We start from the raw sequence: 10,252 nt of genomic DNA, 5'->3' as shown, positions 1-10,252 counted from the left end.
CGCTTCGAAGATTACAATCTGGTGCTCGACGCTGCGGCGCACGGGTTGGGCATCGCGCTGGCGCGGCCGCCACTGACGCAGGCGCAACTCAAGACGGGCCGGATCGTCGCCGTCGATGACCGCACCGCGCTCAATCCGGTGTCCTACTGGCTCGACCGGCCCGTCGGTCGCCCGCGCGCCGCCGCGGCAGACCTTGCGCGGCGCATTGCGGCACAGGCAGGCCTTGCGACTGAAAAACTCGAAGCCTTCCTGCAGGACGACGCGTAGAGCCGGTCAGACCTGGTCAGCGAAGCAGCAACAGCGCGATGGTGGTGATCGTCGCCGAGAGCAGCGCCGTTAAGATCGACATCATCCACAGCGGCGGCTGGCTGGGTTGCGACGATCGAGCGCTACCCGGTCGGGCGGCCGCGCCGGGTGGCCTGGGCGCGTTGGAATTGGCAGCAACCAGCACTGAAGAGGAAACCGCGATCGTGGACACAGGCAATGTCGGTGCCGCCGCAGCCCTCGTCATGCTGTCGGCTATCGCCGTCTGAGGCGAGGTCGGGCCGCGCGAAGCCTGTTCGGCTTCCGCCGCCGGCCTGCCTGGCCGAACGCCCGCCGAGGCACGATCCGCTTCCGGTTCCATGACCGCCCTGTAGGCATCCTCGATCTGGTCGGAAGACAGGCGTTGAGTCGCGTGGGCGGGCGGCCTCGGCAACGAGCCGTTGAAAGCCTGGGCGGCGAACTGGGCCGAAGTCGCGGCCGACGGCGCCGGCGGTTGGACAAGCGCCTTGACCAGCGCCGCGGTCGCCGGATCGGCCTTGGCCGTTGGCACCGGCTGCGGCGTGAGCGCCTCCTTCAGTGTCAGGCGGGTGGAGGAAATGTCCATGCCGGTTCCCATCAACCATTATGCTGATCGAGCGATACTCCACGAGCATTGCGTCAAGCTTGACCTTGCCTGCGATTTGTGGCGATTGAATCTCATGAACCCAAGCGTCATTTCATGATGAACCGTTTTGAAGGCCCGGGCGGCAAGGAAGCCCGCATCCGCTATCTCGACGGCGACTTTCAGGTCACCAGCCCAGGCGCATTCGTGCGCTGTGCGGTGACGGGCGAGAGCATTCCGCTGGATGAGCTCAAATACTGGAGCGTCGCCCGGCAGGAGCCCTACGTGAACGCCACCGCCTCGCTGCGCCGCGAGATCGAGATGCACCCGGAGCTGCGCAGCCGAAAGTAGGTCTTATCATCCCCGCAGCTTGCGCTGCCGCCAGGCATCCAGCGTCTCGTCGATGATGCGTTCGGGCGCATGGTCGAGCTCGAAGACGGCGTCGATCTCCAGTACGTCGAGCTGCTCCAGGAACTCTTGCGACGCGCCATGGCGCAGCCGGGCGGCGTCCTTGGCGGTGGTCGCCAGGCGAAGCCCATCGCGCTTGGCGGTCGCCGCCAGTTCGGCAAGTTCGTCCTCGGCGTAGAAATGATGGTCGGGGAAGGATTTGGCGAGCACGACCTCGCCGCCGGCCTCGCTCAGCGTGCGGAAGAACTTGTCGGGATGGCCGATACCGGCGAAAGCGAGAAAGCGCTTGCCGGCGAAGCGCTTGCGGGCGCGAGGCTCGGTATGCGCCTCGAAGATCGGCCGGCCGGCGCGCGCCGCCTGGCGCACCACCGCGTCGGCGGCCGTCCCCTCGCCCATCTTGAGCAGCGCGCTGGTGAAGACCAGCTGGTCGACGATGTTTGCTCTCAGCGGTCCGCCCGGGATGACGCGGCCGTTGCCGATGCCGTAGCGCGCGTCGACGACCACCAGCGCGAAGTCGATATGGAGGCGCGCGCTCTGGAAGCCGTCGTCCATGATGAGGAAGTCGCAGCCGAGCTTTTGCTTCAGCAGCCTGGCGCCGGCGGCACGGTTCGGCGTCACCGCCACCGGCGCATGCTCGGCCAAAAGCAGCGGCTCGTCGCCGACATGCTTGGCGGCGTCGTGATGCGCATCGACGATGTGCGGCTCACCGAAGGAGCCGCCGTGACCGCGCGACAGGAAGCCGGGATTGAGCTGCATGCGCTTGGCTTGCCTCGCGAGCGCGATCGCCACAGGCGTCTTACCGGTGCCGCCGACGGTGAAGTTGCCGACGCACAGCACCGGCGCCTCGACCTTTTCGCGCGGTGCCCGCCGCATGCGGCGGCCGGCGACGACCGCATAGGCCGCCGACAGCGGCGACAGCGCCAGAACGCGCCAGTCCGGTTTTTCCCACCAGAAGGGCGGTGCTTCGGAGGTCACGCTACCTCCCGTCTGCGCCCTTCAGGCGCGACTTGACGATCAGCGGCTGGATGTAGGGCTCCAGCGACTTCAGCGTGCGTGCCAGCGCGCCGCGCATCTCGTCGACGGTGGCCGCTCCCGCCGCCATCATCTCATGGCGCGCCACCTCGTTGGTCAGCAGGAAATTGACGGCGCCGGCCAGCATGTCGCGGTCGCGCACCAGCTTGGCGCCGCCGCTGTCGAGCAGGCGCTGATAGGCCTCGCGGAAGTTCTGCACGTTGCGGCCGGCGAGCACCGCCGTCTCCAGCATCGCCGGCTCGAGCGGGTTCTGGCCGCCCTCGGAGGTCAGCGAGCGGCCGACGAAGGCGATTTCCGTCAGCCGCAGGTAGAGACCCATCTCGCCGATCGTGTCGCCAAGCAGAATGTCGGTGTCGGCCGTAATCCTGTCGCCCCTGCTGCGGCGGGCGAGCTTCAGGCCCATGGCGGAAATCTGCGCGGAAAGCGCTTCGGCGCGATCGGGGTGGCGCGGCACGATGATGGTGAGCAAGCCGTGGTGGCGCCGGTGCAGGGTCGCATGCACCTCAGCCGCCACCACCTCCTCGCCGTCATGGGTCGAGATCGCCGCCCAGGTCGGCCGTTCGCCGATCTGCCGCTTCAGCGAGGCGAGCGCGCGCTCGTCGACCGGCGGCGGCGCGGTATCGACCTTGAGGTTGCCAGACACCGTCACAGGCCGGGCGCCGAGCGTGCGGAAGCGCTCGCCATCCACATCCGACTGGGCAACTACGTGGGCAAGGTTCTCGAACAGCGCCTCGGCGATGTTGGCGCGTTTCTTCCACGACGAGAAGGAGCGGTCGGACAGCCTGCCGTTGACCAGCACCTGCGGCACGCGGCGGGCGCCGAGTTCCAGCATGGTCATCGGCCAGATCTCCGATTCGGCGATGATCGCCAGGTCCGGCCGCCAATGGTCGAGGAAGCGGCTGACGGCGGGCTTCAGGTCAAGCGGCACGTATTGATGGATGATGCGGTCACCCAACCGCTCGTCGGCAACCTGGGCGGAGGTGACCGTGCCGGTGGTGAGCACGATGTTGACGCCATAGTCGAGGATGCTCTTGACCAGCGGCACGACGGCGATGGTCTCGCCGACGCTGGCCGCATGGATCCAGATCACCGGTCCTTCCGGACGCGGCCGGCCGGCGACACCGTAGCGCTCGCGCCGGCGCACGCGATCTTCCTTGCCCCTGGAGGTGCGCCAGGCGACATAGGGGCCGATCAGCGGATAGGCGGCGGCGCCCGCGTAGCGGTAGGCCGACAGCATGGCGCGCGCCCAGCGCTCGCTCATTTCGAACCGTCCACGAGGCGATAGGCCTCGGCAGTTGCGGCGTTGATCGCGTCGGTGACTTCCTGGCGCTTGCGTTCCATCTCGGCGTCGTCTGCATCGGCCGGCACGAATACCGGCGGCCCGACGATAACCGCTGAGCGGCCGAAAGGCAGGTTTATGGTGGTTTTATCCCAGCTTTTTTCAAGCACCTTGCGGCGGCTGGTGGCGATCGCCGAAGGCAGGATCGGCCGGCCGGACAGCCGCGCCAGAAGCACGACGCCCATCCCGGCGTCGCGCGGCGTGCCGTGCGGAATGTCGGCGATCATGGCCACGTTCTTATCGGCGGCGAGCGATTTCTTCAGGGCAATCAAAGCCTTGGCGCCACCCTTGTCGAGATGCCTCGTACTGTCGCGGCCACCGGAGCCGCGCACCGCCTCGATGCCGAACTTCTCAAGCATCAACGCGTTGAGCTCGGCATCCGCGCTGCGCGAGACCATGGCGACCAGCTTCCGGCCTTTCGGGTAATAGGCGGGCGTCAGCAGGTGCTGGCCGTGCCAGAGCGCGATGATACCGGGCTCCAGATGCGCGTAGGCGCCGCCGGCGACCTGAGTCGACCCCTTGACCAGCGGGCTCGTCAGGCGAACCAGACGGACAAAATTGGCGAACAGGCCGGCGATGAAGCTTTTGACGAACCGCGACTGCGCCAGCGGCTCGCGAATCCTGCGCCAGAGCGTCTTGCCGCCACGCCTGACCGTATGGGCGGGCTGCCCCTTCACCGCTTCATGCTCCAACGGTGTCAACCGGCGGCCTTCACGTCTGGGTCGAGCAGCCGGTGCAGGTGAACGACGAAATAGCGCATATGGGCATTGTCGACGCTGGCCTGCGCCTTGGCTTTCCATGCCGAGTGCGCGGACTGGTAGTCGGGATAGATGCCGACGATGTCGAGTCCGTCGAGGTCGCGGAATTCGGTTCCGCCGAGCTTCTTCAACTCGCCACCAAATACCAGGTGCAAAAGCTGTTTCTTTCCGTCTTCCACGGCCATGTCGGTCCTTCACATATCGTGAGTTTGCAAAGGTCTAGACCAAAGCCGCCGACTTTGGAACCTTTGATGATGGTTCAACTTTCCAGCCCGGCGATGACGCCGGCAAGCACGTCGAGCAGCTCGCCGCTGCCGGCGGCCAGCGCGCCGTGGTGGATCACCGCGCCGGCATAGCGCGGCGGCCGGCCTTGTCTGTCGAGCAAGGCGCCGCCCGCCTCGCGCAGGATGAGGTCGGCGGCGGCGATGTCCCAGTCATGCGCGTTGGGCTTGACGAAGGTGGCGTCGAGCTTGCCGGCGGCGATCATCGCCAGCCGGTAGGCAAGCGATGGAATATAGGGCATGCGGTGCAACCGGCCCTGCCACGCCTCCGGCAGCAGGTCGACCAGCGGCTTCGGGCCGCCGATATCCACATTGTCCGGCAGCGCGCGCACGCGAATCCGCTCGCCGTTGAGGAAGGCGCCTTCGCCGGGCAGCGCCCAGTAGGTCTCATGCTTGGCCGGGCATTCGAGGACGCCGGCAAGCGTCACCCCGTTTTCCACCACCGCGACGCTCACGCACCAGGAGTGCAGGCCATCGAGAAAACCACGCGTGCCGTCGATCGGGTCGACGACGAAGGTGCGGTGCGCGGCAAGCCTGGCATGGTCGTCGGCGGTTTCCTCCGATAGCCAGCCGTAACCCGGCCGCGCCTTGAGCAAGGTCTGGCGAAGATAGGCGTCGGCCGCGTGGTCGGCCTCGCTGACCGGCGAAGTGCCACCCTTCATCCAGACTTTCGGGTTGTTGCCGAAATAGCGCATGGCGATCGCGCCCGCCTCGCGGGCGGCGTCGCGCAGCAGAGCGAGGTCCTCGCGGGCCCCGGTCAGGACGGTCGGATCAGGCGCCGGCAAGGGTTATGCCTTCGATGAGCAGCGTCGGCGCCGCGGTGCCGAAATTGCGGTCGAGGTCGCTCGCCGGCACCATATTGAGGAACATGGTCTTCAGATGGGAGGCAATTGTCACTTCGGCGACCGGATAGGTGAGCTCGCCATTCTCGATCCAGAATCCGGAGGCGCCGCGGCTGTATTCGCCGGTCACCATGTCGACGCCCTGGCCAAAGACTTCAGTGACATAGAAGCCGCGCTTCAGCGACTTGATGAGGTCTTCCGGCGTCCGCTCGCCCGGCTCGATGGCGAGATTGGTCGAGGACGGCGAGACCGAGGAGCCGCTGCGCGAGCCGCGTCCGTTGGTGACAAGGCCGAGCTCACGCGCGGCCGAGGTCGACAGGAACCAGTGGTTGAGCACGCCCTTGTCCACCATCAGCAGTTTCTCGCCCTCGACGCCTTCGCCGTCAAAGGGGCGCGAGGCCTGGCCGCGGCGCCTCAGCGGCTCGTCGGTGACGGTGATCGCCGCCGCGACGACCTGCTTGCCCATCATCTCGCGCAGGAAACTGGTCTTGCGCGCCACCGCGGCGCCATTGATGGCGCCGGCGAGATGGCCAGCGATGCCGCGCGCGACGCGCGGATCGAACACGACGTCGACCGGTCCGGTCGCCGCCTTGCGAGCGCCGAGGCGGCGCACGGCGCGCTCGCCGGCCTTGCGGCCGATCTCTTCGGGCGCATCGAGATCGGCGAAATGCTGGCGCGACGAGAACTCATAGTCGCGCTCCATGCCGGTGCCCTCGCCGGCAATGACACTGGTCGAGCGCGAGAAGCGCGAGGCGACATACTGGCCGACGAAACCGTGCGAGGTGGCAAGCACCAGGCCGCCCAGCCCGGCGCTGGCGCCGCTGCCGGCCGAATTGGTGACGCCCTTGACGGCGAGTGCGGCCGCTTCCGCCGCAAGTGCCGCCTCCTTCAACGCATCGGCCGAAACCTCGGTGGCGTCGAAGAGGTCGAGGTCGCGGGGCTTGCCGGCCAGAAGGGCAGGATCGGCAAGGCCCTGATAGGGATCCTCGGGCGATACCCTGGCCATGGCGACGGCGCGTTCAGCCAGCGCCCTGGGGTCCGAGGCCGAGGTCGCCGAAACGCTCGCCACCCGCTGGCCGACGAAGACGCGCAGCGAGACATCCTCGCTTTCCGACGATTCGGTGCCCTCGACCTTGCCCAGCCGCACCGAAACGCCCGCCGAGCGACCACGCACCGCGACAGCGTCGGCGGCATCGGCGCCGGCGCGCCTTGCAGCCTCGACCAGGGCCGCGACGCGGTCGGTCAGTTTTGCTGCGTCGAGCTTGTCGGTCATGCACTTGATCCTGTTTCTTCGCCGTGGTTGGGAAGCTGCCGCACCATCTATTGTTCCCCTGCCGCTTGTGCAATGGCGGAAGGACAATCAGAGTGCCGCGACCAAATCGCGCCCGGACCGGCCGAAACCACCGCCCAATGCATCGCCAAACTGCCAGGAGCCTTCGCCATGACCCCTTTCCATCTCGCCTTTCCGGTGCGTGATCTCGATGAAACCCGCGCTTTCTATGGCGAGGTGCTGGGCTGTGCCATCGGTCGCTCCTCGGCGAGTTGGGTGGATTTCGATCTCTTCGGCCACCAAATGTCGGCGCATTTGCGGCCGCAGGCCTCAGTGGCGGCGCACGACGGCAAGGTCGACGGTGTCGCGGTGCCGATTCCGCATTTCGGCGCGGTGCTGCTGATGGACGAATGGGAGCGGCTGGCAGCCAGGCTGGAAGCGCGATCTGACATAGACTGGCTGGAGCGCCCGATGGTGCGCTTCAAGGGCGAGCCCGGCGAGCAAGCGACGCTGTTCATCCGCGACCCCTCCGGCAATGCCCTGGAATTCAAGGGCTTCCGTTCGCTGGAGCAGATCTTCGCGCATTGAGCCGATCGGGCCACGCCACAAGCTGAGCCGCGCTGCTACTTCGCGCCCGTCTCGTACTGGCCGGCGATGAAGATTTCGAGGAAGCGCCGCCCGTCGCGGCGCGAAGCCTCCTGGCCGGCGTCGTAATTGGCCATCGCCGTTTGCCTTTGCCTGAAGATGTCGTAGGCGCGGCGGGCGAGCGGCATGGCGGCTTCATAGCCGTTGGTCTTGGTGACAATCATGCGAACCGCCGTGGCCAGGACATATTCGGTCACCTGCGGATCGTCCCGCGCGACGTCCGCCGCGGCGGTGGCGGCTTGCAGCAGATCGCGCACCGCGGGCCCGTCGGGGGCACCGTCGCCGCGCGCCAGCACCGCGATCGCGACATAGAAGCGCGACAGCGCCGCGTTGACCGCATCGCCCGACAGGGCCGCATCCGCCTCGCTCTTCCTGAAGGTCTCCTCGGCGCGCTGGTAATCGCCGCTGCTGAAGGCAAGTCCGGCCTGCTGCGAAAGCAGCGCAAAGCGCTGTTCCGGCGTCGCCGCGAAATCGCCGGCTATGTCGATGGCGGCCGCGGCCGCCTGCCGGTCGCCGGTCGCCACGGCTGCAGCGGCGAGGCGGCTGAAGACGCTCCAGGTCAAACGACGCCAGCCAGCGTCGGTCAGCGCGAGATCGCGCAGCTTCGGCTTCGACTGGCCATCCCATGGCGAGGCGACCAGCAGATCGGCGGCGCGGCGCAGCGCCGCCACAGCCAGGGCATTGCGCCCCTCGAAAGCATAGGCGGTGCCGGAGATCGACTGGCAGTGGGCGTTCTGGAAATCGACATCATCCTCGGCAAGACCGGTACCGCCCGGCAGCATGGCCCGCGATGCAAGGGTCAGAGCGAGTTCGGTATTGCCGACAGCCAGCGCCTGGTCGGCCTTCCCGGCAAGATCGAGCGCCAGTTCGGCAGCCGACGGCAGAGCCCGCCCGGCATCGGCGCCGGTGGCGCTCTTCGCCCACGACCGGGCTTGGTCCTCCAGTTGCTTGCGCTGCGCCTCGCCGAAGCGCTCGCCCATCCACAGCGCGGTGATGGTCACGGTCTCGATCGCTTCCTTGTAGCGGCCGAGATCGGCCAGCGCATAGGCGCGCGACACCAGCAGCGAATTCTTCATGTCTGCGTCGGGCTGCTGCGCGCCGAGCAGCAGCGACAGGCCTTCGTCCGCCAGTTGCAGCGCAAACGCCGGGTTGCCGTCGAAGCGGGTGGTGTCGGCATACATGGCGTAGATGATCGCAAAGTCGGGCGTGAGCTCGCCCCTGCGGCGGGCGTCGCGCAGCGCCTCGCTGAACATGCCGCGCACTTCGGGGTAGCTGTCGTTCTTGCGGTAGGCCTCGGCGGCCTTCTCGGCCACGGCGAACGGATCGATGCGGTCGGCCAGGGCGACACCTGCCTGGAGAGACAGCAGCGACGCAGCGATGAAGCGCAGAACCGTCTTCAATAGCCGCCCTCCCCGACAAGGACGAAGGGCGCCCAGGCGGACGGGTGCGCAAGCGAGGGATCATCCTTGTCCTGCATGATGTCGAGCATGGCGAGGCGGAGCGCCTCGGCTCGGCGGAGCCTTGAGCCGCTGCCCAGCGCCGCAAGCGTCTGCGTGGTCAGACGTGCGGCGGCATCGTCGCGGACCGGCCAGTGGGAGACAAGGATCGCCCGCGCGCCGGCGTAGAGGAAGGCGCGCGCCAGGCCGGACAGGCCCTCGGCGTCAGGCCGGCCGTCACCGCCGGCGGTGTTGCAGGCCGAGAGGATGACCCATTGCGCCGACAGTTTGAGCTCCGCCACTTCGGAGGCGGTCAGCAGGCCGTCATCGCGCGCGGTGGCGACTTGCGGCGGGGTCAGCACCAGGGCTGGCTCGGCCAGACCGCGCAGGTCGCCGGAGAGCAGGCCATGAGTGGCGAAAGCCAGGACGTCCGTCGTCGACAGGTCCGTCTGCTTGACGATGGTTTCGCTCGCCCTCGCGCCGACAAAGAGGTCCGTTTCCGGCGCGCCGAGAATGGCGGCGAGCTTGCGCAACTCCGGGCCGGTCTCAGGCAGCGGCGGCAGGTCGCGCACTGCGTCGACATTGGCGAGGCTGCCGCGAAAGAAACTTGCGGGAGGGGCGGAAGCGACCTCGACCGTCTCGCCGCCCAGCACAGGCGCGCCGAAGCCGCGAAAGGCAATGCGCTTTTTGCCGCCGCGCGGCGGCGGGTATTTGCGGATGACGGCCAGGCTGTCGACGGACGGCAAGGTGGTGAAGGCATAGTGCCTCGCCAGCCAGTCGGTCCGGCGCAGCGCCTCCGGGTCGGTGTCTTCACCGGTGGGAGCCGAGGCGACGAGTACCGACAAGGGAAGGCCGGCCAGCGGACCGTCACTGACGACGAAGACGTGGCGCGCGGCCTTCAGCGCCGGCTCGACCGGTCGGATCAGCTCGCCATAGAGGATGCTGGCCGTCGTGCGATCGAAGGGCGCGACACGCGGCTTGTCCATGCCGGGGACCAGTGTCCTGGCGCCGCGCGCGGCCGCCGCCGGATCGAGCTCGGCCCGCAACCTGGCGATGTCGCCGCCAAGGATCTCCGCACCATAGCCGGTTTCGGTCCAGGCGGTGTCATGCTTGCCGATCGCCCAGACGAAGATGTGATCGTGCCCGGCAAGCATCAGCAGCAGGCCCTCGTCCTCATCGAGCAGGGCCTGCACGTCGGCCACCGACAGCGGTTTGGGATGGGCAAGGTCGGCATAGCGCGGGAAGGACCGCGCCAGCGTGGCGTCGACGCCAACCAGTTCGGCGCGCAGAGAATCGATCTCGCCGCGCAGGCGCACCAGCGCGTCGGCGCCGCTCGCACCGGCAGAAGTCGCCTGCCCCAGCGCCTTTTCCTTCCC

General features: G+C 67.9%; 11 protein-coding genes and 1 pseudogene. 3 read left to right on the top strand and 9 right to left on the bottom strand.

Going from position 1 to position 10,252, the window contains the following annotated elements; all coding sequences use genetic code 11:
• Positions 1–267 (top strand): annotated as a pseudogene (locus EN738_RS23860) (transcriptional regulator); the annotation flags it as partial.
• 16 nt (positions 268–283) lie between these two features.
• Here EN738_RS23860 and EN738_RS23855 read toward each other — a convergent pair.
• On the bottom strand, positions 284–868 hold the full coding sequence (locus EN738_RS23855) for a hypothetical protein (protein WP_127285850.1): 585 nt from the start codon (positions 866–868) through the stop codon (positions 284–286).
• A 114-nt stretch (positions 869–982) separates the two neighbouring features.
• Here EN738_RS23855 and EN738_RS23850 point away from each other — a divergent pair, with 114 nt between their 5' ends.
• A complete protein-coding gene (locus EN738_RS23850) occupies positions 983–1,216 on the top strand; it encodes a DUF2093 domain-containing protein (RefSeq protein ID WP_127285849.1) in 234 nt (77 codons plus the stop codon).
• Between the two features lie 6 nt (positions 1,217–1,222).
• Here the strand turns inward: EN738_RS23850 and lpxK are convergent, their stop codons facing one another.
• From lpxK to EN738_RS23820, 6 genes are all read right to left on the bottom strand, one after another.
• Complete coding sequence (gene lpxK, locus EN738_RS23845) at positions 1,223–2,248, bottom strand: tetraacyldisaccharide 4'-kinase (protein WP_127285848.1); 1,026 nt, start codon at positions 2,246–2,248, stop codon at positions 1,223–1,225.
• Between the two features lies 1 nt (position 2,249).
• Entirely contained in the window at positions 2,250–3,566 is a 1,317-nt protein-coding gene (waaA, locus tag EN738_RS23840) for a lipid IV(A) 3-deoxy-D-manno-octulosonic acid transferase (protein ID WP_127285847.1), read from the bottom strand.
• On the bottom strand, positions 3,563–4,321 hold the full coding sequence (locus EN738_RS23835; RefSeq protein ID WP_245478410.1) for a lysophospholipid acyltransferase family protein: 759 nt from the start codon (positions 4,319–4,321) through the stop codon (positions 3,563–3,565). Before EN738_RS23835 ends, waaA begins: the two co-directional genes overlap by 4 nt.
• A 20-nt stretch (positions 4,322–4,341) precedes the next feature.
• A complete protein-coding gene (locus tag EN738_RS23830) occupies positions 4,342–4,587 on the bottom strand; it encodes a DUF4170 domain-containing protein (protein WP_127285845.1) in 246 nt (81 codons plus the stop codon).
• Positions 4,588–4,661: 74 nt separating this feature from the next.
• Positions 4,662–5,468, bottom strand: coding sequence for a 3'(2'),5'-bisphosphate nucleotidase CysQ (locus EN738_RS23825; RefSeq protein WP_127285844.1), 807 nt, complete (start codon positions 5,466–5,468; stop codon positions 4,662–4,664).
• Positions 5,455–6,798, bottom strand: a complete 1,344-nt coding sequence (locus tag EN738_RS23820; RefSeq protein ID WP_127285843.1) for a TldD/PmbA family protein — start codon at positions 6,796–6,798, stop codon at positions 5,455–5,457. Before EN738_RS23820 ends, EN738_RS23825 begins: the two co-directional genes overlap by 14 nt.
• 168 nt (positions 6,799–6,966) lie before the next feature.
• Between EN738_RS23820 and EN738_RS23815 the strand changes: the two genes are divergently transcribed.
• Positions 6,967–7,383, top strand: coding sequence for a VOC family protein (locus EN738_RS23815; protein ID WP_127285842.1), 417 nt, complete (start codon positions 6,967–6,969; stop codon positions 7,381–7,383).
• Positions 7,384–7,418: 35 nt separating this feature from the next.
• Here EN738_RS23815 and EN738_RS23810 read toward each other — a convergent pair whose 3' ends face one another.
• Positions 7,419–8,840 (bottom strand): hypothetical protein, encoded by a 1,422-nt coding sequence (locus EN738_RS23810; protein WP_127285841.1) that lies wholly within the window; start codon positions 8,838–8,840, stop codon positions 7,419–7,421.
• On the bottom strand, positions 8,837–10,252 hold a 1,416-nt coding region (locus EN738_RS23805; protein WP_145966913.1), incomplete at its 5' end, for a CHAT domain-containing protein. The genes EN738_RS23805 and EN738_RS23810, both read right to left, overlap by 4 nt.

Origin of the sequence: Mesorhizobium sp. M4B.F.Ca.ET.017.02.2.1 (assembly GCF_003998955.1) — a bacterium.
GTDB classification, from domain to species: domain Bacteria; phylum Pseudomonadota; class Alphaproteobacteria; order Rhizobiales; family Rhizobiaceae; genus Mesorhizobium; species Mesorhizobium abyssinicae.
The sequence above is the reverse complement of the archived record's forward strand: the minus strand, read 5'-3'. Positions and strand labels throughout refer to the sequence as shown.